Genomic DNA, 24,286 nt, shown 5'->3' with positions numbered 1-24,286 from the left:
CCTGTACAAAAGGCAGTCAATGGTTAATAAGCACCCAGGGTGCTGCTTTCACCGTCAGCGGTCCTGTCGTTTTCTTCCACGTGATCCGACGCGGTGATCTTACCGCCGCAATTCTTGTTGCTGCAGCGGTAAACCTTGCCACTCTTGTTTTCTTTTAGTACCATCATGCTGTCACATTGGGGACACTTCTGTTTGGTGGGCTTATCCCAAACCACAAATTCACAATCCGGGTAATTGCTGCAGCCGTAAAATTTTCTGCCCTTTTTGCTGCGCCGCAGAACCAGTTCCCCGTCGCACTCGGGGCAGGGTACGCCGGTAGGTTCCAGCAGCGGCCGGGTGTTTCTACATTCCGGAAACCCGGGGCAGGCCAAAAACTTACCGTACTTGCCCATTTTAGTTACCAGGTTTCGGCCGCAGTGCTCACAAACTTCATCGGTAACTTCATCCTCCACCTTGACCCGCTCAATTTCCTGCTCGGCCACGGAAAGCAGTTGGCGAAAGGGGTTATAGAAATCTTCCAAAATTTCCACCCAGTTGATATCCCCTTCTTCAATACTGTCCAGCTTCTGTTCCATGTCCGCTGTAAACTCCACATCAATGATGTTGGGAAAATACCTTTTCAGCAAATCAACTACTACAAAACCCAGTTCCGTGGGGTAAAAGTTTTTATTCTCCCTGACTACATAGCCCCGTTTGAGGATGGTGTCCACAATGGGCGCGTAGGTACTGGGCCGCCCAACCCCTTTTTCTTCCAGCGTCTTGATCAGGGTGGCGTCGGTATACCGCGGCGGCGGCTGCGTGAAGTGCTGCTTGGGTACTATGGAACGTAGCTTCAAAACGTCACCCTTATTTAATTCGGGTAATGTTTTGGCATCGTTATTCTCTTCTTCGTCGTCGCGCCCCTCAATGTAAACTTGCATAAAGCCTGGGAATTTAATAATTGAGCCTGTAGCCCGGAAAATATATTTACCAGCCTTGATATCTACGCTGGTGGTATCGATAACTGCCGGACTCATCTGGCTGGCTACGAATCTTTCCCAGATTAACTTGTATAACCGGTATTGGTCCCGGGTCAAGAAATTCTTGATGCTGTCCGGTTCCCGGCCTACAGACGTGGGCCTGATGGCCTCATGGGCGTCCTGGGCCCGCCCTTTGGGCGCCACCCGGCGTTTTTCCGCCGAAACATAATCGGCCCCAAAGCGTTCTCTGATAAACTCCGCCGCCTCTTTTTCCGCGGTTTCCGCAATCCGGGTTGAATCCGTGCGGATATAAGTAACCAGACCCACCGGGCCTTCCTTGCCCAGATCCAGACCTTCGTAAAGCTGCTGAGCTACCATCATGGTCTTGCGGGCCGTAAAATTCAATTTGCGGTAGGCTTCCTGCTGCATGCTGCTGGTGGTAAAAGGCGCCGAGGGCTGCCTTTTCTTTTCACGCCTGGTAACACCGGCGACCTCAAAAGTTTCTCCAGCCAAATCATTTAATATTTGCTTGGCCTGGGCTTCATCCGGGACATGAGCTTTTTTACCGGCTATTTTATGCAGTTTGGCCTCAAAGTTGCCTTTGCCTTTAACCAGTTTGGCCAGTATGGACCAGTATTCCTCGGGCACAAAAGCCTGAATCTCTTCCTCCCGGTCGCAAATCAGCCGCATGGCCACCGATTGCACCCGCCCGGCACTGAGACCTTTTTTAACTTTGCGCCACAATAACGGACTTAAATTATAGCCCACCAACCTGTCCAGAATCCGCCTGGCCTGCTGGGCGTCGACCTTGCGCAAGTCCACGCGGCGCGGGTGCTTGACGGCTTGCTGGACTGCCTGCTTGGTAATTTCGTTGAATTCGATGCGACAAGGGGTATCTTCATTGATATCCAGGATATTGGCCAGGTGCCAGGCAATGGCCTCCCCTTCCCGGTCGGGGTCGGAAGCCAGCAGCACCCTGTCCGCCTTTTTGGTGGCCGCCTTTAATTCCTTGATGATATCTCCTTTGCCCCTGATGGTAATATACTTGGGTTTGAACCCTTCTTCCACAGCAACGCCAAACTGGCTCTTGGGCAAATCCCTGATATGCCCCATGGAAGCCTTGACGGCATACTTTTTACCGAGAAATTTTCCAAGACTTTTAGCTTTAGCCGGTGACTCTACAATTACCAGAGTTTTCGCCACTATAGTTCACCTCAGTTTAAGGTAACGAAGTCGGTTAAACAAAATTACAGGTGCTGCGCCCCCGCAGCATGTGGGTCGGCTATTACCGAGCCCGGGCGTACAGCCGGCCGGGCATTTGCCTTACGAGCCCCTTCATCTCCAAGAACATCAAGGCCGACATTACCTGCCCGGCGGGTAAACCGGACCGCTGCACCATCGCCTCCAATGAAACGGGGTCGTAATCCAACAACTTGAGCAATAGTTTTTCATCATCACCTAATTTTAAACCTCCGGCGGGGTCAGTGGATTGAGGCGCAAACAATACGCCTACGCCCATTTCTTCCAGGATGTCCGCAGCGTCAAGCACCGGGGCCGCCCCCTGCTTGATTAAATTGTTGGGTCCTTTACTCAACTTGCCGGTAATGTTGCCCGGAACCGCCATGACATCCCGCCCCTGTTCCAACGCCACATGGGCTGTTATCAAAGCGCCGCTGCGTTCCGCCGCCTCCACTACCACCACCACCTTGCTGAGCCCGCTGATAATGCGGTTGCGCACCGGGAAATGCCAGGGTTCCGGTGGTGAACCCGGCGGAAATTCGCTCACCACCGCACCCTGCTGCATAATGCTGCGCATAATCCTACCGTTTTCCCTGGGGTAAATAACATCAACGCCGCAACCCAGCACGGCCATGGTTTTACCGCCGGCGTCCAAGGCCCCACGGTGGGCGGCGGTATCTATCCCACGGGCCATGCCGCTGATCACGTTGATGCCGGCGCCGGCCAGGTCATAACCCAGCCTTTCCGCTACACTCAAACCGTAAGGGGTAGCGCGCCTGGAGCCAACTATAGCCACAGCATTGCCTTGCAAGCAAGCAGCCTTGCCCCTGAGAAATAAAACCGGCGGCGGGTCATAGATGTTTTTCAATGGTTCGGGGTAGCCGGAATCATTAAATAATAACGTGATTATTTCTCCATCCTTTAAATAGTTAGCCACTTTTGATAAATCTGTATGCCTGCGCCTGGCTAACAATTCGCCTAAATTAAAGGAACGCTGGCCGGCCAGGAAATTAAATTCTTTGTCCGGCGCACGCCACGCCTCTTCCGGCGTGCCGAAATGATCCATTATTACCCAGAACTTGCGGGCCTGCCCGGCCAAAATCAGATGCCATGCAAGCCAGTAAACCTCGCTTTTCAATATCATCACCAACCCGGGTCTTGTTTACCGGCATATTTTCTCATTATTTATGCTCATGTTCAAGAAAAAAATGTCTTTTCCTGCTTGTTCCCAAAAATTTCAATTGTGTTTTAATTATTTTATGGCCCACCGGGCCGGACTGTTACCCGGTCTTTGACGACAGATTGGTTCCGAATAACCCGGTTTAGACTGTTTTTTTCATTAAAGAGACCGGCATATAAATCACCAACATTTTTTACCCTGGCGAGAATATTTCGCATATTAAAGTCCGCAGGGGAAAATCGTCTTTCCGCCACCTCACCCCAGGTTAAAGGGGCTGATGCGGGCGCACCGGGCAGCGGCCTCAGACTATAGGGAAAGGCCATGGTTTTACCCCGGCCATTTTGCAAATAATCAAGATATACTTTACCCCGGCGTTTGGAAATGCTTCGTTCAGTAGTTACCCCCCGGGGGTAAGCTCTCACGATTATTTCCGCCAGAAATTTCATGGCTGCAGTAACCTCTGGAAATGTATACTTTGTTTCCAGCGGAATAAAAATATGCAATCCGCTGGCCCCCGAAGTTTTGGGAAAGCCCTTGATGCCATAGGCCTGCAGCACCTCACGCACCAGCAGCGCCACCTGCAGCACTTCATTAAAATCAACCCCCTCGGCCGGGTCCAGATCAAAGACAGCCAGATCGGGGTAGTCAATGTCCTCCACCCGGCTGAGCCAAGCGTGGATTTCCAGGCAGCCCTGCCCCGCCAGCCAGACCAGGGTGGCGGCATCGTTACATACAATATAATTGGTTACCTTGCGGCTGTGTTTTACCGGGTGGGTTGCCACCCAGTCCGGTGCATAGGCGGGACATTCCTTCTGATAAAAATATTCACCGGTAATGCCGTCCGGATACCTTTTCATCACCAGCGGCCTATTGTTAATATATGGCAATAAAACAGGGGCTATGTCCAGATAATATTTTATTAAATGGGACTTGGTCAGTTGCTGCTCCGGCCAAAAAGTCTTATCCAGATTGGTCAGGGTTAACACACGCCCTGCAATCTCGACCATTTCCTTGTCTGATGCGTTCAAGGGAGACACCTCGCTTTGCCGGTTAATCTACAAGGTTATCAAAAATTTATTCATCCTTAAATTTTTCCGCAGTATTTTGCATCTTTGCCGGCGCACACTCCTCAGGCGCCTTATCCGCCCGCAGCCCTTGATATACCGGATGTCGCAAAATACCATCCCTGGTGATGGTCAAATATTCCACCCGGCAAACCAGCCGCGGCAGCACCCAGGTAATGGCGCCGGGCAACGCGTCATTTTCCAGCAAGGGTCTGTCAATCCGCCAGGCGGCCAACTTTTGCAGCAGCTCTTGCTCCTCATCCCGGCTCAGACCGCTACCCACCATACCCTGGTATACATACCTCGCCCCGTCCCAGGCAGCCAGCACCAGCGAACCCAGGAGCCTTTTTCCCCGGCCTGCCCTGTAGCCGCAGATAACCAGGTCCGCCTCCCGGGTATGGCGTATTTTCTTCCATAAAGCGGACCGGGCACCAGGCCGGTATTTGCTGTCCATTTTTTTGGCCATGGCGCCTTCAAGACCTTTTTCTACGCACGCCCGGTAAAATAGCACCCCGTGCTCCTGCACCTGTTCAGAAATTAAAAAGTTGTGTCCGGCGCGGACCACTTCCTGCAACCTGGCGCGGCGCTCATACAGGGGTCGGTCCAGCAGCGGCCGGCCTGCACAATATAAAATATCAAAAGCCATATATATGGCCGGCAGGCTAAGCGCCGCCCGCCTGACGCGGTCCTTGTCCTCCAGCCCGGCCCGGGATTGCAGGGCGTCAAAGGATGGCTTGCCCTGTTGCAGCACGATTATTTCCCCGTCCAGCACGGCGGGCGCCTTGGCGGCGCGTCTGTACAAATCTTCCAGGTCGGGGAAAGCGGCGGTAATGTTTTTGGCGTTTCTGGAGATCAGTTTTATGCTTTGCTGTTCAATATAGGCCAGGCACCGGTAGCCGTCCCACTTCACCTCAAAAAAGTAATCCGGGTGGTCAAAGGGATCAGCCGGGACCGCCAGCATGGGCTTCCACAGGGGAGGGGCATGAAACCGCTGTTCTTGCACCGGCTACTTTTCGGCCACTTTCCGTTTACGTGTTTTGGCCTTGCTGGCGCGCTGCTTTTTCCCCCGCTGTTCCTGGGTCATTTCAATGCTGGCCTTAAGCGCCGACATGAGATCAACCACGTTTTCGGCGGCCGGTGCGGCCGGCTTCTCCACCACGGCTTCACCGGCAATTTTGGCCCGGATCATTTCGTGCAGTTTTTCCCGGTAAGCACTGGTGTACTTGGCCGGGTCAAAATCAGTGGACAGGTTGTTCACCAGGTTTACCGCCATCTTCAGTTCGTTGTCGTGCAGCTTCACCTCACCGCCGATTTCATCGATTTTATCCACCGCGCGCACTTCATCGGCGTAAAACATGGTTTCCATGATCAGCGCCTTGCCGGTGGGCCGGATAATCGCCAGAGACTCCCTGCTCCTGATGGTAATGAGGGCGACGGCTGCCCGGCCGGTCTCCTGCATGGCCCGCCGCAGCAGTTCATAAACCTTGTTGCCGCCTTCCCCCGGGGCCAGATAATAGGAGCGGTCATAATAAACCGGGTCGATTTGCTGCATATCAACAAAATCAATAATGTCCACGCTGCGATTCTTTTCCCCGGCTATACTGTCCAGGTCATCCTCCGTGATGGTGATATATTTGCCCTTTTCATATTCATAGCCGCGTATTATTTCCTCATTCTTAACTTCCTCGTCACAATAGGGACAGTAACGGGTATAACGAATGGGAGTATTGCATTTATCATGCAGGTAGTTGAACCTGACATCCTTTTTTTCCGTGGCGGCATACATTTTTACGGGAACGTAAATCAGGCCAAACGTGACGGCGCCTTTCCACATGGCCCGCATAGATTTCACCGTCCTTTACAGCAAAGCGCGTAGGATATGCTCCACCGGCGCGTAAATATTGAAAACATAGCCGAGAGCAACCGGCCCGGGGAAACGACAATAATGTTCAAATTTTATTATTCTTACGTGTCTAAAAAAATAACCCCGCGGACGCGGGGTAAATTATGCCTCTAACACCAAAGACAGTCATTTATGGTTTTTCACAACTAATCAATATGTCCGGAATCTTTTGGGGTTCCACCTGAGGATATACCACTTCATTAATCATGATCACCGGGCTCAGGGCGCAAGCCCCCAGGCAACGAACCGCTTCCAGGGAAAACTTGCCGTCCGGGGTGGTATCGCCCGGCTCTATGTTCAGTACCTGGCACAGACGCTCCAGTATTCGGGAAGAGCCCCGCAAGTAACAATTGGTGCCCAGGCATACGGAAATCTTATACTTCCCCGGGGGCGCGGTTTTAAAGGACGGATAATAAGTAAGCATGCCGAAAACATCCGCCGGGGGAATGTCCAGTCCTTCGGCTATCTGAAAAACAATGTTCTCGGGGATATAATCAATCAATGAATGCATCTCCAAAAGCACTTGTAACAAAGCGTCGGGCTTGCCCCGGTGTTTTTGCAGTATCTTATCTACAGCTTGCTCATCTAATTTTTTTGCCCCTGCCAGACTGCAATTGCACTGGTAGTGTTTTTCATTCATTTTTACCTCTCCCCAGTACGGTTCTCTAGTAGTATTCCTCAGTCACATGTTTCCCGGATTCCTTCAACAGCCGAATCAAATCACGGATTATATACTGCTTGTATATATAAATGCTGGGCATGCCCTCCCCGTGCTGGGCCTGATTGGCCGCCATGCCAACAATAAAGTGCACGCTATCGGCAGCCAGCAACGCGGCGGCCAGCCGGCTCGCCCCATCTCTTCCGGCAAGTTCGCCTTGCTCTTTTAAATGTTCCAGGGCGTCCACCAGTGTAATAGCGCCCTCGGTGACCAGGTCAATGCCGGGAATTATGCCCACGGGCGGAATCCTTTCCGTGCGGGACGACAGATCCACACGCACATTCCTGCCCAAAACGCGGCCCACCATGTTGCCTGTGGTGCCGCCGCATACTATTTTAATGCCGTCCGCCCGCATTAATTTATCTACCACCAGGGCGTCATCGGCCTTGTTGCGGGGAGGCCCGATCAACACCGTCACAAGCCGCGGCCTGCGCACTTTGACCACCGCCACGCTGGCATCGTCTCCCGGCTTGCCGCCGTAAATATTGTTGCATAACCTGACGATTTCGGCCGACCACTGGGCAGCGCTCTTATCCGGCGCATAGGACCGGGCCAGGTATTCGCCCACGCGGTCCCGGCCCCACCCCATGTTCCAGGTCTTTCCGGTACCGGCATACAACACGCCGTCAGTAATGATGACCAACCAGTCATTTTCCTGCAGGGATAAATAACTTTCCCTGATAGTTTTATCACCAATAACTCTCTCCGTTGTGTGCAAACTGTGCAAATTATGCCGGTTGCCCCAAAAAGACGGCGGGTTTTCATATTCTAAAAGGTAGGCCTGCCCGTCCCTTTTAACCTGTAAAATGGTGAAGGTGCTATAAGCAAGTTTACGCACTTTACAAATGGGCAGCGTATGTGCCAGGGTTTCCATCACATCATCAATCCGACCACCCATTTTTAGCATGGTACCGGCTGTTTTAATGGTCAGGCGGGAAAGGATATTGGCTTTTACCCCGCTGCCGAGGCCGTCCGCAACCACCACGATATGGTCGCTGGCGGTGCTAACGACCTCCACGCTGTCGCCGCACAGTTCTTCACCCTCTTTATTCAACTGCGCCAGGCCGATGTCCACGCAATATTCCATATTTTTCGCGGGTCTCCTTTCCTCTAAAAAGGCTCCTGCCGCATTAATTCAATTAACTTGCTTAATAAAACCTTGGTCTCCGCGGTGGTTTCCCCCAGCAGGCCGGCAATTTCCTGAGCTACCTGCATTTGTTTGGTGATTACTTCCTGTGCCCGGGCTATGGTCTGCCCCTTGACTAGTTCAAACTGCTCGCGCTGTCTTTTTTCCGCCGTAATATCCACCAGGATACCCACAATAACACGGCCGTTTTCCAGCGGAAAAATAATTTCCCTGGTTATCATATCCATTTCAGGATACGTGTTGATGCTGTTCAACATCTCCCCGCTCTCCATGACCTTTATAAAATTGGCGGGGTTCATAAATTGGTCCAGCTTTTTGCCGGTAATTTCCCCGGCCGCACATTTGAACATGCGCTCAGCCGCCGGATTGACTTCCTTGACCACCAAATTGCCGTTGACGATAATCACGGCGTTGGGCATGGCGGTCAGCACCTGGTTGGACATGGACTCCGCCCGTTTACGCATGTAGGGAATGCACATTTGCACTTCTGCGTTACCCCGGTAAACTGCCACGGCTTTGTCCCGGCAGGTTTCATAACCGCAGGCTCCGCAGTTCAGCTCATCCTCGGGCCGGTATTTGCCGGTGCGGGCCAGAATATGTTTGATGGCGTCATCATCGGGTATGGGCATCGTGATTTGACGGCTGGTAAACTGCCGCTGCATGAGAGCAACAGGCAATTCCTCAACATTGACGTTACCGGTATCTTCTGCCTGCCGGGCCGTTTCTTTATAATAGTTGATAACCCGGCGACGGCGTGCAAAAATGTCGTCCTCCCGGCATAAAGCCAATGGGCCGTCTATGCACCCGCCCCGACAGGCCAGAAGTTCCATCAACCCCGGGACGGAAGCTTTATCCCGGGAAAGGTGTTTTAAAAAGTCAATGCAGTTTTGCAGGCCGGTAACGGTAATATGCTCTTTTTTCGCCGACCCGCCGGCATATATGGTCTTGAACAATCCCCCCTCGATGGGGAAAAGCCGGGCCGGCCCGGGCCGGGGACCATCAAATGCCGTCTCGGCAAGTCCGTCACAGTCCAGGCCTTCATCCTGCACCCATTCCCAGAATTCGTCAAACCCGAGTACAAAATCAACGGCATCTTCTATTCCGGATGTCCGGGCCTCTTCCTTTTTGGCCGCACACGGGCCGATAAAAACCGTCCGGTGGCCCGGGTACATTTTTTTCATATAGCGACCGTGGGCAACCATCGGCGAAACCACCGGCGCCAACAAAGGCAACAGCTCCGGGTAATGTCGCTCAATTAAATTGACCACTACCGGGCAGGCGCTGCTGATCACCGGTTCGGATAAACCCATCCGCCGGTGCGCCATCGCTACCAGTTCCGCGCCCAGGGCTGTTTCTTGCACCCTGCTGAACCCGAGACGCCGGAGCAGGGCGGGCATTTGCCCCGGCTTATGCAGGGGCAGCCCCGCCACAAAGGACGGGGCCACCCCGGCGGCCATGGGTACGCCTTGTTTTAATTGCTGCTTTACCTGCTTCAGGTCCGAAGCCACCTTTTTGGCCTTTTGCGGGCAGGCCAGCACACAGCGGGCATCCTGCACGCACAATTCCGCCATCACCTGGGCATACAGATTGTCTGCACCATCGCCGGTACGAATGCGTATGGCCTTGACGGGGCATGCCCGCAAGCAGCGGTAACAGTCCCGGCACCTGGCTTCATTGGTGGTAATCAAACCCATAACCATACCCCTTTTCCCTGCCCGCAATTAGATGCTTATTAAACTTTGGCCCTTTTGTTTGTTTTCAAAGAATAAATATGTTTTTCGAATTCGACAAAATGTCCCGGTTCCCTTTATATTATATTTTTCTTGATTTGGCAAAAGTATATTATTGTCACACTTGCACTGTTGTTCCGCACCGGACGGCAATTTTGTTTCTAAATACTTCTTCCGCATTCTCCGGTGTTACCCCGGTGATGATCTCATCGTTCACCCGCACCGAAACACCCTGGTCACAGTGTTCCAGGCAAAAAGTGCCGTTCAGCCGTACATACCCTTCCAGCCCGCACACCCGTACCAGGTCGGTAAACCGGGTCAGCACCTCGTAAGAACCGCGCAAGTAACACCCCGTGCCGATGCACACCGAAACATCCACCTGACCGTTCCCAGCATCGCCCGTTATCTCCATCGGTTTGCCAGTAATCCGGCGCCGGTGCACATACCCAGTATGCAAGTCGTGGTGTGCCGCGTGGGAGCCGGGGCCTTGCAGCCACTCGTTGATGATCTTGTTCACGTACACATTGTCCTGGGCCTTGTGCACCTGCTCCACGGCATCCAACCGGTAGATGGATTTTAGCCGCTGCACCCGGGCCGCAGTATCGTTTGCGTCGGGCTGACCGCCGCCACCCACGCAGCCGCCGGGGCAGGCCATAACTTCCACCAAGTGATAATCGGCCTCGCCGTTTTTGATGCGCTGCAGCAGATTTTCGGCGTTGGCCAGGCCGTTGACTACAGCCACTTTGAGCGTCTTATCCTTAACCGTCACTGCGGCTTCCTTGATACCCTCAATCCCCCGCGCGGGATGGTAGTCTACCCGGCCCACCTCGGGGCCACCCAGGTAACCGGACACAAAGCGCACCACCGATTCCATCACACCCCCGGAGGCACCGAAGATCAGGGCGCCGCCCGAGCCCATGCCCAATGGGTTGTCAAAGCCCGCAGGTTCCAGGTCGTCGAATACCAGGCCCGCTTCCTTGATCATCTGGGCCAACTCCACCGTGGTAAGCACGATATCCACGTCGTATACCCCGTCGGTGGTAAATTCCGGCCTTTGGGCCTCAAATTTTTTGGCCGTACAGGGCATCACCGAAATACAGACCACCTCACCGGAAGTTTTACCGATCTTTTTGGCATAATGTTTTTTGACCAACGAGCCAAACATCTGTTGGGGGGAGCGGCAGCTGGAAAGGTTCTCCAGAAGTTCGCCGTGCATTTGCTCACAGTACTTGATCCAGCCTGGACAGCAGGAGGTAAACAACGGCAACTTGCCGCCGTTTTCCATGCGGCTCATAAATTCCATGGATTCTTCAATTGTGGTGAGGTCGGCGGCGATAAGGGTGTCGAATACCCGGTCCACCCCCATTTTCTTCAAGGCAGCCACGATCTTGCCGGTGACGGCCGAGCCCGCCGCCAGACCGAATTCTTCGCCCAGGGCTACACGCACCGCCGGGGCGATCTGCACCACCACGGTTTTCGCCGGGTCGTGGATGGCCGACCAAGCCCGGTCGATTTCCGATTTTACGGTCAGTGCGCCGGTAGGACAGACAGCCACGCACTGGCCGCAGTTGACGCAGGCCACATCAGCCAGGTCTTTGCCAAAGGCGGTGGTGACCTGTGTTTTGCTGCCCCGGTGGGCAAAGTCCCAAATACCCAGCCCCTGCACTTCTCTGCACATGCGCACACAATCACCGCAAAGAATGCATTTGTTGGGATCCTTGACAATACTGCTGCCGGAGGCGTCTATGGGTAGTTTTTCATCCCGGTTACCGAAGCGGATAGTATTCACCCCGTACTGCCGGGCCAGTTTCTGCAGCTTGCAGCCAGTGTTCTTGGCGCAGGTGGGACATTCCCGGTCATGGTTGGCTAAAAGCAACTCCAGAATCATCCGGCGCAGGCGCCGGGTTCGCCGGGTATTGGTATGTATTATCATACCATCGGCGGGCGGAGTGGAGCAGGAGGCCACGAGACCCATGCTTTCCACTTCCACCATGCAGAGGCGGCAGGCGCCGTATACGCTTAATTCAGAATGATAGCAGAAGGTGGGCAGTTCGATGCCGGCCTTTCTGACCACTTCCAGTATGTTTTGAGCGTCGCCCACGGGCACCGCCTGTCCGTCTATATATACCTGGCCTGTTTGCATTTTTCACACACCCCTCGTTTTTTGTTTGTGGTTGGTTTATGGTTAGGCCGTATAGATAGCGTTAAATTTGCACTTTTCGATGCAGGTGCCGCACTTTAAGCACCTGGCGGTGTCGATGGCGTGCGGTTCTTTTTTGGCCCCGGCGATGGCTTCGGCGGGGCATACTTTGGCGCACAGGCCGCAGCCCTTGCATTTTTCCTGGTTGATATAATAATCCTGTAGGGCTTTGCAAACCCCGGCCGGGCATTTTTTATCCCGAACGTGGGCTTCGTATTCGTGCCGGAAGTAACGCAAGGTGGTAAGCACGGGGTTGGGCGCGGTTTTGCCCAGCCCGCATAATGAACCGTCCTGGACAACCAAAGCCAGTTCTTCCAAAAGCGCCAGGTCTTCTTCCCCGGCCTGCCCCCGGGTGATTTTAGTCAACAGTTCGAGCATGCGCCTGGTACCTTCCCGGCAGGGAACACATTTGCCGCAGGATTCGTTTTGGACAAAGCCCATGAAGAATTTAGCCACTTCCACCATGCAGGTGTCCTGGCCCATGACGACCAGACCCCCGGAGCCAATCATGGCCCCGACTTGTTTCAGGGCTTCGTAGTCGAGGGGCAGGTCGAGGTGCGCTTCGGTGAGGCAGCCGCCGGAGGGGCCGCCGATCTGTACGGCTTTGAATTGTTTGCCGTCCCTTAATCCCCCGCCGATTTCGAAGACCATTTCCCGCAGGCTCATGCCCATGGGAATTTCGACGAGACCGGTATGCGCCACCTGGCCGGCCAGGGCAAAGGTTTTGGTGCCCGGGCTGCCGGCGGTGCCGAAACCCCGGAACCACTGGCCGCCGTTAATGATGATGGGGGGCAGGTTGGCCAGAGTTTCAACATTGTTAATGATGGTGGGGCAGCCCCACAAGCCTTTATTGGCCGGGAAAGGCGGCCGCGGCCGGGGCATACCGCGCTGGCCTTCGATGGAAGCTATCAGGGCGGTTTCTTCGCCACAGACAAAGGCCCCCGCGCCTTCTTTGATGTTGATTTTAAAAGAGAAGCCAGTACCAAGGATGTTATAGCCCAAAAGGCCCATCTCTTCTGCTGCGACGACGGCGCGCTTAAGACGCTTTACAGCCAGGGGGTATTCGGCGCGGACGTAGATGTAGCCTTCGTCGGCGCCGATGGCGTAACCGGCAATCATCATGCCTTCCAGGACCCGGTGCGGGTCGCCTTCCATGACGCTGCGATCCATGAAGGCTCCGGGGTCGCCTTCGTCGCCGTTGCAGATAATATATTTTTTGTCGCTTGTGGCAGCCCGGGCAAATTGCCATTTTTTCCCGGTGGGAAAGCCGCCTCCGCCCCGACCGCGCAGACCGGAGGCCAAGACTTCGTCAATGATTTGTTCGGGGGTCTTTTCAAATAATATTTCAGTTATGGCTTTATAGCCCCCATGTGCGATGTAATCGTTGATGTCGTCGGGGTTGATGCGCCCGCAGTGTTCCAGAGCTACCCGGGTTTGTTTCTGGTAAAATGGGATTTGGTCCTGGGTTGTTACAGCCTGGCCGGTGGCCGGGTGATGATATAATAATCTTTCAACCAACTGGTTGTTTAATATGTGTTTTTCAATTATTTCATCAACGTCGCCGGGCTTGACATGGTGATAGAATACGCCGCTCGGCTCGATGCGCACCAGCGGCCCCATCTGGCAGAAACCGTGGCACCCGCTGATATTGACTGCGTATGGTTCGTGTCCGCCCGCTTCTTCCAGCAGCTGTGCTTTAACGGGAAGGCCCTTGGCTTTTATTTTTTGTTCAAATGCCTCGTACACTGTTAAAGAGCCGTTGGCGACGCAGCCTGTGCCTGCACAAACCAGAACGCGCATTTTTTCCCGGGCCAGTTCGGCCTTCAGTTTGGTCTGGTAGGTGGTATATTCTTGTCTTGTTTTAATCATGTCCTCTTATCCTCCTTACCCGTTAAGCTTGTTCAGCCGGTTGCTGTTCCCGGGCCTGCAGTTTTGCGAGCACTGCGAGGACCCCTTCCGGAGTCATCTGGCCGTGTACTTCCTGGTCGTTGATGGTTACTACCGGGGCCAGACCGCAGGCGCCCAGGCAGGATACTGTTTCAACGGTGAACTGCAGGTCGTCGGTGGTTTGTTGCTGGTCGGGCAGGGCCAGTTCTTTGCGCAGGGCGAAGTTAATGGGTGCCGCGCCGCGCACATGGCAGGCAGTGCCGTCGCAAACCCGGATAATGTATTTGCCCTTGGGCACCAGGGAGAATTGGGCGTAAAAGGTGGCTACGCCGTAGACAGTGGCCGGGGAAACGCCCATGGCGGTGGCCACGTAAGTAAGCACTTCTTCGGGCAGGTAACGGTATTCCGCCTGCACTTCCTGCAGGATGGCAATCAGGTGCGATACTTTCCCTTCATGCTTGTTGATGATTTCTTGCAATTTTTCAAATTTTCTAGGTTGCATTTCCCTGTAAACCCCCTGTTTATCGATGATTGATTATATATGTCGGTAACATATTGCTAAAAAAATAACTTATTCTCAAACCCCAGGCGGACAAATCAGCCACAGACCCTCAACCATATCCTGTCCCACGTTGATAACTGTAACCGGTTTGTCAAACATAAAATATGCCGCATCACCCGCCTTCAGTTTGTATTTTGCGTTATCGGTACGGATCTCCAACTCACCCTGTATAATGTATACAAATTCTTCATGTTCCCCGGGAAAAGAGGGCATTTGCACCTGTTTATCACCGGGCTCCACTGTAAACACCAGCGGTTGCATTTTTTTGTTCCTGGCGCCGAGAAAGGTTAACAATTGTACGTTCAATGCCACATCTTCAGCCGCTACTTTCTTGCGCTTTTCTTTGCGCACGATGACCCATTCTTCCGGCAGTTCGTCCTCAACCAGCAAAGTCATACTGGTATTTAAAGCACTGGCAATGCTTTTTAAAGTGGAAAAAGAAGGAGATACTTTGTTTTGTTCCAGCTGATAGATAAAACTGGCGGTAACTCCTACTTTTTTGGCCAGTTGTCTGACACTGAGATTATTATTTTGACGTAACTGCTTAACCCGGCTACCCAAATCCATGGCTATCCTCCATATTAAGCCCGTCCTACTTAAAAAATTTTAAAAATATGTGAAATTTATATTATTTAAGTAAACCAACTTGTTTGACAATTTTATTGTATTTTTTCACTTTACACTTGTCAAGTAATAATTAAAATTGATAATTGTTAGTTAACTATCAGTAATAATTAGGTTAAAAAAAACCAGCGTCGACAAAATTTATACACAATTCTCTCGTTCCCGCATTCAGGTCTGCAGCAACCGGGCATCCAGCGTTTCAGTAATAAAAAATACCCCTCGCAAGGGGCATCAAGATATCAATCTATAATATTTTACTTAAGAATTCTCTGGTCCGGGGATGCCCGGGCCTGGTGAAAATATTCTGCGGCGTGGTATCTTCCAGAATGCTTCCTTCATCCATAAATACTACCCGGTCAGCCACCTCCCGGGCAAAACCCATTTCATGAGTCACCACCACCATGGTCATCCCATCCCTGGCCAAATCCTTAATGACCTCCAGCACTTCACCCACCAGTTCCGGGTCCAGGGCGCTGGTGGGTTCATCAAACAACATCACCTTGGGCTGCATGGCTAGCGCCCTGGCAATGGCCACCCGTTGCTGTTGGCCGCCGGACAATTGGACCGGGTATGCTTGGGCTTTATCCGCCAAACCCACCTTGGCCAGCAGCGCCTCGGCCCGGGCCTTTGCCTCTGATACCGGAATCCTGGATACTGTTATGGGGCCTTCCATGACATTTTGCAGAGCCGTTTGGTGAGGAAAAAGGTTAAACCTTTGAAACACCATGCCGATCCGGCTTCTCAGGCGGTATAAATTTTTTCTGCTATCATCCACCAGGCGCCCATTCGGCAACCTCCTTTTACCAACCGGCTGGCCGTCCACGGTAATATATCCATTGTCAATGGGTTCCAAATAATTCAGACAGCGTAAAAAAGTACTTTTACCGGACCCGCTGGGCCCGATGATTACCACCACTTCCCCCTGTTGAACGGTGAGGCTGACGTCTTTTAATACATGTAACTTGCCAAAGCTTTTATTAACTTTTTCCGCCACAATCATCAACATTTCACTCCCGTTATTCGCCGTCTGATATGGCCAGACGTTTTTCCAAAAGACTGATTAAATAGATAAAAAATGTTGTCATAATCAAGTAAACTACACCAACAGTTATGTATATTTCCATTGGGCGGAAATAAGTGGTGTTCAGCAGTATCCCGCTACGCATCAATTCCACCATAGTGATTACCGAAACCAGTGAGGTGTCCTTCATTAAGGCAATGAATTCATTACCCATGGGCGGCAACAGACGCCGGTACGCCTGGGGCAATATAACTCGCCGCATGGCCTGGGCGTAAGACATGCCCAGGGAAAGAGCGGCTTCCATTTGCCCTTTTTCAATAGACTGAATACCTGCCCTGATTATTTCCGCTATATACGCGCCGCCGCAAATACTCAACCCCATTACTGCTGCTGCTTTAGGGCTTAATTGTATGCCAATATGCGGTAAACCGTAATAAAGAATAAAGAGCTGTACCAGAAGGGGAATGCCGCGAATCACCCAGGTATAAAAACCCCCCAGTATTGATAATACCTTAAAGCGGGATATTTTCATCAGAGCGACAAATAACCCGATAAATGTCCCAAAAACTATAGCCTGTACAGTTAATTCAATGGTAATCAGGGCGCCTTTAAAAAGAAACGGCAGAATGCCCAGGATGAATTCTACATCGATTGGACCGAAGCGCATTGTTCAACACCCCACAAAACAGCGCAAAGTTTTTGAGGGCGCGAACAATCGCGCCCTGTTATTATTCTGGTTTGGCAGTCATATCCTTGCCGTCAAACCATCTTTTGGAAATTTCAACCAGCGTTCCGTCTTCCATCATTTCTCTTAATGTTTTGTCCAGCACTTCTTTCAGGTCCTTATCTTCTTTCCGCAGGCCAATGGCATAAAAGTCTTCCACTAACGGTTCTTCAACAACTTTATAAGTATCAGGCCTTTTGTTGACAAAATCTTGCGCCGTAGTTACGTCAACCACCACTACGTCAACACGACCAAATGCCAGGTCCTGGAATGCTTCTGGATACTGGTTGTACTGCTTGAGGTTTGTCTCGTCTATGATACCATCTTCCACCAGTTTTTTGCAGGCTTCGTATCCGGAACTGCCGGCCTGAGTAGCCACTGTTTTCCCTTTCAAATCGTCCCTTGTCTTAATATCATTGTTATCTTTTTGCACCGCCATACCAATACTGGCATTAACGTACGGTATGGAAAAGTCAATCACTTTTTTCCGCTCTTCGGTGATACTCATGCCATTAATTACCACGTCAAATTTCTTGGAATTCAAAGCGCCCGTCACACCGCTCCAGTCGGTGGGAATCCATTCCATTTTAACGCCCAGGCGCTTTTCAAATTCTTTACCCATATCAATGTCAAAACCTACGAGTTGACCGTTTTCATCACGAAAGCCCATCGGTCTGAATGTGTCATCCAATCCGATTGTCATAACGCCTTTTTCCTGAATCAATTCCCAGGTGGTTTTTTCCGCATCGGCGCTCACAGCTTCGCCTTCGGGCTTGTCCGACGGCTGGTTACCGCCGCAACCCGTGACAGTGAAGGTCAACCCCAGCACAAGCACCACGAGCCATATAAACTTTTTAACCAATACCCCTCATCTCCTCCACCAAAAAAAAATTAGTTTATTAATATGTTCCTCTAACAGTTTAGCTAACTAAAGAATTGAAGTCAATAGTATTTTATTTAAGCATAAATTACGTCTATTGTTAATATTAAACAGCCACTTATGTTATAATATTAAAATAATTTCCATCTATCATGGGGGAGATAAAATGCTATATGAATTAATAACCAAAAACAGAAGCTACCGCCGTTTTTACCAGGATAAAGCAATTAGCGAAAGTACGCTGAAGAATTTGGTTAATCTGGCCAGGTTGTCTGCTTCGGCGGCCAACAAGCAACCGTTGAAATTTATTTTATCCTCTGAACCGGAAAAGAATGCCCGTATATTTGATAATTTAGCGTGGGCTGCGTATCTTAAAGATTGGCCCGGACCGGAGGAAGGCGAAAGACCGGCGGCTTATATTATTATTCTTAATGATACCGGCATAAGCAGCCCTTATCCACAGGTGGACCTGGGCATCGCCTGCCAGAGCATACTGCTCGGCGCGGTGGAAAAAGGTCTGGGAGGATGTATCTTGGCCGGTTTAAAACGGAAAAAGTTAAGGGAATTGTTGAACATTCCGGAGCAACATGAAATAATGGCTGTTATTGCCCTCGGCCACCCCAAGGAAACCGTAGTTATTGAAACGGCCGACAAAGATATAAAATACTGGCGTGACACGGAGGGAGTACACCATGTGCCCAAACGCCCCCTTGAGGAGATTATTTTTAAATTTGATTAGCATATTTCCCAATTTTATACGGTTACCTTTTGGATTGTATCGAAAACTCGATTCCTCATTTTCCACAAGTAATGCTTAGCCTGCGGGAAGGCAGGCGACCCTGACCCGCACCCGCCTTCCCGCAAACCGGGTTAGTTTGCTGCAATACAAAATGTTTAGCAAAAAAACTCGCCTGAAACAGCGAGTTGAATAACACATAATGTATGTTTTTTTACGTTAAATAAATTTCTTACTCACTTTTTCCCCGTTATAGGAAAACAACACCCTTCTACCGTCCACTATAGTTTCCAGATGCGTCGTCCTGCCCCAGACTGCATAAACATGGGGTAGGGTTCTTTCCAGGTAGTAGATATCCAGGTCGGTTCCTTCATGCATATGTTTTAAATATAATTCATCCCTTTTGCCAAAGTCGCCGCTCTCAACCACGATATATGGCAATCCGCAATTATACAGGCTTGCCACCAGACCATCCCGTACTTTTTCCCAGTCCTTGTCGGTAACTTTCCAATCGTAGCCCACTTTTTTAAACAGATACAAATCCAATTCTTCCACCAGTTCCTTGGTTAAATAATTGCGGATAAAGGATATATCATTTTCCGTCTCCCGTACATCAAAAATTTTACGTTTTCCTTCCCCACTCCGGCGACCGAATTTCTGCTTTTCCTCCTCGGTGGGATTATCCCATCTTTTTTCAATGTCCTCAAATATTTTCAGCCCTAGATAGTAAGAGTTGATACGGTATTTTGAAGCCTGAATGACCCCGGAATGGGTTTTGGCGAACTCCAACGCTTCATCTTCTGTTAAATCCATTTCCCGCATAATCCGCATGTGCCAGTATGTCGCCCAACCCTCATTCATTATCTTGGTCTGCATCTGCGGCCAAAAATACAACATTTCTTCCCTGATAACGGATATGATGTCCCGCTGCCAATTCTCAAGGTCCCGGGCGTGATGCATCATAAAAAGCAACAAGTCTTTCTCGGGCTTTTCAGGAAAATTTTTACTATGATTTTCTTCTTTGCCGCATTTCCCGCTGCATTCGTGTTTATCCAGGTCCCACAGATCGTCATACGGGGTGGACTGCCCGGAATGACCGGCATGATTATGGCATCCGCCCTGACAGCATTTACCGCCTTCAGAACAGGTATGGCCCTGGCAAGAATGTTCGCGGGTAGCATTTATGGGGCCATTACCGGCGTCACCGATAATATGTTTTTGCGGGTCAATGTTTTCCTGCAGCGAAATCACGGAATCCAAAAACTTTTCCACTTTATCGCGGCCATACTTAAACTCGTAACCTCTGATCCGCTCAGCCGCCGCCGCCATGCTTTCCACCATTTTCCTGGATGTTCTTTTAAAGTAATAGTTATTTTTAAAAAAATCACAATGCCCCAGAACATGGGCGATAACCATTTTATTTTGTACCAGGGAGTTACCTTCCAGCAAAAAGGCGTAACAGGGATCGGAATTGATCACCATTTCATAAATCCGGCTTAGATTGTAATCATATTGGGTTTTCATTTTATGATAGGCCTTGCCGAAAGTCCAATGCGAAAATCTGGTGGGCATGCCGTAAGCGCCAAAGGAATAAATAACGTCGGCCGGGCATATTTCAAAATACATATCATAAAAATCCAGGTTAAATCCTTTAGCAATGGCGGTTATTTCCTCAATGGCCTTCTCCAGCAGTCTTGTTTCTTCCTGTGGATGCAAGCGAGCACCTCCCCCCGTCATGTCCTGGTTTGGGGATGGGGATTGAAAAATGCTTTCAGGGCTGGATACACATCAGTTTTACCCTTGATACCCACGCTGGTGAATTTGGGGTCCTTAATTTTTTTAAACGCATTGCGTAATGTACTGGTATAGTAATAAGGTCCTTCAATTTCCCCGTAACCGACTAAATTGCACACTTTAAGCAATTCATTGACCAACTTGACACATTTTTCATTATCCGAGGTCAAGTTATCCCCATCGGAAAAATGAAAGGCATAAATATTATAGTCTTCAGGACTATAACGTTTCTGAATTATATCGAGCCCCAACTGGTAAACCGACGAGCAGCGGGTGCCCCCGCTGGCGCCTTTAGTAAAGAACTCTTCTTCGGTGGTCTCCTTGGCCTCCACGTGGTGGGCCAGAAAGACAATATGCACGTTTTGATACTTGGTACGTAAAAACCGCACCATCCAAAAGAAAAAACTACGGGCAATATACTTTTCATAAGGGCCCATCGAGCCGGACGTATCCATCATGGCCATTACTACCGCATTACTCTCGTACTTATAAGTGATATCCCAGGTTTTGTAGCGCAAGTCATCCCGGGTAATGTTTTGAAAACCTTTTCTACCTTTCAAGGCATTGCGCTTTATGGCCTCCATGATAGTCCGCTTGCGGTCGATGTTGCTGGAAATGCCTTTTTTCCGTACATCCTTAAATTCCAAGGCTTCGGAGGCCAGTTCAGGTTTTTTCTTTTGCTGCAGGTTGGGCAGGCCCAGGTCTTCAAAGATCAATTGCGCCAGTTCGTCTATGGTAACCTCGGCCTCGTAATAGTCCACGCCCGGTTCCTCTCCGGCGCCCTTGCCCTTGCCCGGGCCGGCCTGTTTTTTATCGCTGCCCAGCACATCCCCTTCCTTGGTGCCCCCCTGGCCCTGCCCGGCATGTTTTTGTTTGCCGGTGTCAAAGCGAAAATGATATTCTTCCAGGGAACGGATGGGCACTTTTACCACTTTGCGGCCGTCCGACAATATAATGCTCTCATGACTACTTACAAATATCTGTAGCGATTTTACTAATCATTTCCACGGAAGGTATACTGGCTGAAATATTTATAGTAATGTCTTTATCACGCCCATAAACCGTGATTTCACTTATAAAAGCCCTTATTATAGCTCTTTTTTCCTGGATTGTTAGTCGATCTAAATAATTACTTAACATTTTACCGGCATAAGCTATGCTCTTAATATCCTCATGTGACACCTGCCGGTATTTCTCCATTTGAAGCATCTTAATATGACGCCTGATGTTCTGTTCTCTATCAGTTAGCTCTTTTAACACTTGCTTTATTTTGTCATCAAGATTGGTCGTGCCGGAGGCCAGCACATCCAAGATATTTTTTCGCCCTTTTTCAACAGTTTGTAATTCTTTAACTAAGTGATCAATGCGTTCGTCCAATGGTACAGTATTGTTGTGAATATCTTTTATGTGTTCAAGTATCTTATCCGGCTTGTTTATCCAGCCAACAACATACTCCCAAACAGTACGTTCCAAAGGTGCTCCTTTTATGTATCGGTTTGGTTTGCAGCACCTTCCACCTTTCTCCCGCCGGCAAGAATACACAATGCTATCAGGATGATGGGGCCTTCGATAATTAGTACGCATACCGATCATTGTGTTACCGCATTTACCACATCGCAGTAATCCGGATAACAGATAAACATATTTCGGGTCACCAGACCAAAGCCGTCTGCACCGGGCCAGTTTTTCCTGGGCCTGGCCGAATGTCTCAGGATCTATTATCTCAGGGTAAGGTATTTCAATCCATTCTGATTCCGGTCGAAATATCCGCCGAGCCTTCTCTTTAGCATATTTGTTGTTTTTTATTCCACTGTCATTTCTTTTATTGAAAATATGTTTTCCCATATATGTTGAGTTAGATAAAATATAGCGTACCGTTTGTTTATACCAGCGTTTTTGACCGCCAGGCGCGGGGATGCCCAAATCCTCCAAACGATAAGCCAAAGCCGTCAAACTAATATCTTCGCTGATAAACCAACGAAATATATCTCTGACTATGCCCGCCTCCCGCTCTTCCAAGAAGGCTTGTCCTGTTTCATTATACCGATAGCCGAAAATATTGATCCGGTTAGGCTCCAACCCACTCCTTGCTTTTTGCATTTTACCGCGTTTCATCCGCTCTCGAATCTTTTCTCGTTCATACTGGCTTACCGCGCCACGGATAGCAAAGAACAATTGCCCTTCCGGCGTTTTCTGCCAATCCCAACCGGTAAATATTAATTCCGTCCCGTTCTTTTCACACTCGTCAGCAATAATAAGCTGGTGGGCAAGATTCCGGGCAAGCCGGTCTGGATCGCGGCATATTAGTACATCTACTTCTCTTCTGGAAATAGCATCCCTTAATTTAGTCATGCCAGGCCGCTCCAACAAGCTACCGGTAATGCCCTCATCAGAATATATAACGACATGGTCTGCACCCAACTCTTGAGCCTTTTCCTTGCACGCCTGCTCCTGCTCCGCCAGGGAATAACCTTTAACTTGTTCTTCGCTACTGACTCTTGTATAAATAGCTGCAAGCAATTTCCCTCTCCCCTTCCGCAACCTCTTTTACCTGCCTGGCTTTCTCATCCTGGATACGCTTTAATATTATATTTGCAACAGTTTTATAGGCAGAATCAAGGTTTTTAAGGCCCTGCTCGTCATTCCGAAATTGCACCATTACTTTCACCCCACCTTCTCAACTCCTTTCGTTATATTCTACGCAAGCCCTAGATTGTCCTACAACTGGTATTAATTTCAAGAAATCACGATATAATACATTGATTTTAATTCCACCACATGCTAAAATAGCAACAGGGGTGGAAAAAACTGTATGAAACCAGAAACCGTTGAATGGCTTGACCAAGTTGATTACGATCTGGATACAGCTGAAAGCATGCTCACAACCGGCAGGTACGTCTACACTATTTTTATGTGTCACCTGGCTATTGAAAAAACACTTAAAGCTCTGATGGTCGAAAAAACCGGCAAAATGCCGCCCAAAATACACAATCTTATTCGCCTTATCAAACTGGGAAACGCTAAATTAAGCTCTCACCAACTAAAATTCGTAAGCCGTTTAAGTCTGGCTGGCGTTGTCACGCGTTATCCCGAAAATCTCAGGAAAGCAATCAGTGATTATCCTCAACCTGTTGCTCGTGAGTACCTGAAAAATACAAAGGAAGTGATAAAATGCCTGAAACAACAAATCAAGTAAGCCAAATAATAAAATCCTATCTTACTGTTCTGGCTGGAAAAGGTGTTCCGGTGCAAAAAGCATATTTATTCGGTTCTCAGGCTAAAGGTACAGCCGGCCCTAATAGTGATATAGACCTTATTGTTGTATCACCCGCTTTTGCTGGCATGCCCCTTTGGCAACGATTCGAAAAACTCGGTGACGCCCTCGCGGAAGTAATGGAACCGATTGAGGTACGCGGCTATACACCGGAAGAAATAAACGAAGCTACAAAACAAAAAGCCAGCTTCCTTTATGAAGTGCTAAATGAATCACAGACTTTAGAATACCAGCTTTAACTAACGTAAAACCCCCGAAAATCGGGGGTGATTTTTTAGCTCCATTGTGTCATAAGAGAGAATATATTAAATCACGTGTAAATGGTTAATACTACCACTAAAGGAGTTGACCATTTATGCAAGCCATGCAAGACAAAACAATCAAGGAATTAGCCAAGGATTGCCGCAGTGTAGAAGACGTACATGAGATGCTCAAGAATCTATTCAAGGACACTTTGCAACAGATATTCGAGACTGAAATTGAAGAGCACCTCGGGTATAAAAAACACAGCATCGAAGGCAATAATACTGGAAACAGTCGTAACGGTTACAACAAAAAAACTATCCAAACCAAGTTCGGCAAGACAGAAATAGAGATTCCCCGCGACCGTAACGGAGAATTTGAACCGAGGATTATCGGCAAAT

The 24,286-nt window shown here is 49.9% G+C and carries 21 protein-coding genes and 1 pseudogene; 4 read left to right on the top strand and 18 right to left on the bottom strand.

Annotated elements, in window-relative coordinates; translation table 11 throughout:
- Window positions 1–23: 23 nt before the first annotated feature.
- The 15 genes from topA to BM299_RS05460 form a co-directional block, all read right to left on the bottom strand.
- The gene (gene topA / locus BM299_RS05530) at window positions 24–2,162 is read right to left on the bottom strand and encodes a type I DNA topoisomerase (protein ID WP_092482473.1); all 2,139 of its coding nucleotides are present in this window, start codon (window positions 2,160–2,162) and stop codon (window positions 24–26) included.
- Window positions 2,163–2,244: 82 nt separating this feature from the next.
- The gene (dprA, locus tag BM299_RS05525) at window positions 2,245–3,342 is read right to left on the bottom strand and encodes a DNA-processing protein DprA (RefSeq protein ID WP_342741315.1); all 1,098 of its coding nucleotides are present in this window, start codon (window positions 3,340–3,342) and stop codon (window positions 2,245–2,247) included.
- Window positions 3,343–3,455: 113 nt separating this feature from the next.
- Window positions 3,456–4,406, bottom strand: a complete 951-nt coding sequence (ligD, locus tag BM299_RS05520) for a non-homologous end-joining DNA ligase (RefSeq protein WP_342741314.1) — start codon at window positions 4,404–4,406, stop codon at window positions 3,456–3,458.
- Window positions 4,407–4,452: 46 nt separating this feature from the next.
- On the bottom strand, window positions 4,453–5,445 hold the full coding sequence (gene ligD / locus BM299_RS05515; protein ID WP_245779661.1) for a non-homologous end-joining DNA ligase: 993 nt from the start codon (window positions 5,443–5,445) through the stop codon (window positions 4,453–4,455).
- A gap of 3 nt (window positions 5,446–5,448) precedes the next feature.
- A complete protein-coding gene (gene ku / locus BM299_RS05510) occupies window positions 5,449–6,285 on the bottom strand; it encodes a non-homologous end joining protein Ku (RefSeq protein WP_092482471.1) in 837 nt (278 codons plus the stop codon).
- A 190-nt stretch (window positions 6,286–6,475) separates the two neighbouring features.
- Window positions 6,476–6,985, bottom strand: coding sequence for an NADH-quinone oxidoreductase subunit NuoE family protein (locus tag BM299_RS05505; protein ID WP_092482470.1), 510 nt, complete (start codon window positions 6,983–6,985; stop codon window positions 6,476–6,478).
- A gap of 25 nt (window positions 6,986–7,010) precedes the next feature.
- Window positions 7,011–8,150 carry a SpoIIE family protein phosphatase gene (locus tag BM299_RS05500; RefSeq protein WP_092482469.1) on the bottom strand — a complete coding sequence of 380 codons (1,140 nt, stop codon included), beginning with the start codon at window positions 8,148–8,150 and terminating at the stop codon, window positions 7,011–7,013.
- A 23-nt stretch (window positions 8,151–8,173) separates the two neighbouring features.
- Complete coding sequence (locus tag BM299_RS05495; protein ID WP_092482562.1) at window positions 8,174–9,904, bottom strand: [Fe-Fe] hydrogenase large subunit C-terminal domain-containing protein; 1,731 nt, start codon at window positions 9,902–9,904, stop codon at window positions 8,174–8,176.
- 154 nt (window positions 9,905–10,058) lie between these two features.
- Window positions 10,059–12,083, bottom strand: coding sequence for a [FeFe] hydrogenase, group A (locus tag BM299_RS05490; RefSeq protein WP_092482468.1), 2,025 nt, complete (start codon window positions 12,081–12,083; stop codon window positions 10,059–10,061).
- Window positions 12,084–12,125: 42 nt separating this feature from the next.
- Entirely contained in the window at window positions 12,126–14,009 is a 1,884-nt protein-coding gene (gene nuoF, locus BM299_RS05485; RefSeq protein ID WP_092482467.1) for an NADH-quinone oxidoreductase subunit NuoF, read from the bottom strand.
- 22 nt (window positions 14,010–14,031) lie between these two features.
- Entirely contained in the window at window positions 14,032–14,529 is a 498-nt protein-coding gene (locus BM299_RS05480; protein ID WP_092482466.1) for an NADH-quinone oxidoreductase subunit NuoE family protein, read from the bottom strand.
- 75 nt (window positions 14,530–14,604) lie between these two features.
- Window positions 14,605–15,156: a helix-turn-helix domain-containing protein gene (locus tag BM299_RS05475; RefSeq protein WP_092482465.1), complete on the bottom strand. Its 552-nt coding sequence runs from the start codon at window positions 15,154–15,156 to the stop codon at window positions 14,605–14,607.
- Between the two features lie 301 nt (window positions 15,157–15,457).
- Complete coding sequence (locus BM299_RS05470) at window positions 15,458–16,213, bottom strand: amino acid ABC transporter ATP-binding protein (RefSeq protein ID WP_092482464.1); 756 nt, start codon at window positions 16,211–16,213, stop codon at window positions 15,458–15,460.
- A gap of 16 nt (window positions 16,214–16,229) precedes the next feature.
- Complete coding sequence (locus BM299_RS05465; protein WP_092482463.1) at window positions 16,230–16,901, bottom strand: amino acid ABC transporter permease; 672 nt, start codon at window positions 16,899–16,901, stop codon at window positions 16,230–16,232.
- A gap of 61 nt (window positions 16,902–16,962) precedes the next feature.
- Window positions 16,963–17,820 (bottom strand): amino acid ABC transporter substrate-binding protein, encoded by an 858-nt coding sequence (locus tag BM299_RS05460; protein ID WP_092482462.1) that lies wholly within the window; start codon window positions 17,818–17,820, stop codon window positions 16,963–16,965.
- A gap of 184 nt (window positions 17,821–18,004) precedes the next feature.
- Between BM299_RS05460 and BM299_RS05455 the strand changes: the two genes are divergently transcribed.
- Window positions 18,005–18,577: a nitroreductase family protein gene (locus BM299_RS05455; RefSeq protein ID WP_092482461.1), complete on the top strand. Its 573-nt coding sequence runs from the start codon at window positions 18,005–18,007 to the stop codon at window positions 18,575–18,577.
- Between the two features lie 216 nt (window positions 18,578–18,793).
- Here the strand turns inward: BM299_RS05455 and BM299_RS05450 are convergent, their stop codons facing one another.
- From BM299_RS05450 to BM299_RS05440, 3 genes and pseudogenes are all read right to left on the bottom strand, one after another.
- Entirely contained in the window at window positions 18,794–20,311 is a 1,518-nt protein-coding gene (locus tag BM299_RS05450) for a SpoVR family protein (RefSeq protein ID WP_092482460.1), read from the bottom strand.
- Window positions 20,308–21,342 (bottom strand): annotated as a pseudogene (gene yhbH / locus BM299_RS05445) (sporulation protein YhbH); the annotation flags it as partial. The gene BM299_RS05450 and the pseudogene yhbH, both read right to left, overlap by 4 nt.
- Window positions 21,335–22,888, bottom strand: coding sequence for a recombinase family protein (locus BM299_RS05440; RefSeq protein ID WP_165608201.1), 1,554 nt, complete (start codon window positions 22,886–22,888; stop codon window positions 21,335–21,337). The pseudogene yhbH and the gene BM299_RS05440, both read right to left, overlap by 8 nt.
- 292 nt (window positions 22,889–23,180) lie before the next feature.
- Here BM299_RS05440 and BM299_RS05435 point away from each other — a divergent pair, with 292 nt between their 5' ends.
- From BM299_RS05435 to BM299_RS05425, 3 genes are all read left to right on the top strand, one after another.
- Complete coding sequence (locus BM299_RS05435) at window positions 23,181–23,564, top strand: HEPN domain-containing protein (RefSeq protein WP_092482457.1); 384 nt, start codon at window positions 23,181–23,183, stop codon at window positions 23,562–23,564.
- The gene (locus BM299_RS05430) at window positions 23,540–23,881 is read left to right on the top strand and encodes a nucleotidyltransferase domain-containing protein (protein ID WP_092482456.1); all 342 of its coding nucleotides are present in this window, start codon (window positions 23,540–23,542) and stop codon (window positions 23,879–23,881) included. Before BM299_RS05435 ends, BM299_RS05430 begins: the two co-directional genes overlap by 25 nt.
- A 116-nt stretch (window positions 23,882–23,997) precedes the next feature.
- The coding region (locus BM299_RS05425) for a transposase (RefSeq protein WP_207545131.1) at window positions 23,998–24,286 on the top strand (289 nt) is incomplete at its 3' end.

This window comes from Desulfoscipio geothermicus DSM 3669 (assembly GCF_900115975.1).
GTDB classification, from domain to species: domain Bacteria; phylum Bacillota; class Desulfotomaculia; order Desulfotomaculales; family Desulfallaceae; genus Desulfoscipio; species Desulfoscipio geothermicus.
This window is presented reverse-complemented; position numbering and strand designations above follow the sequence as displayed.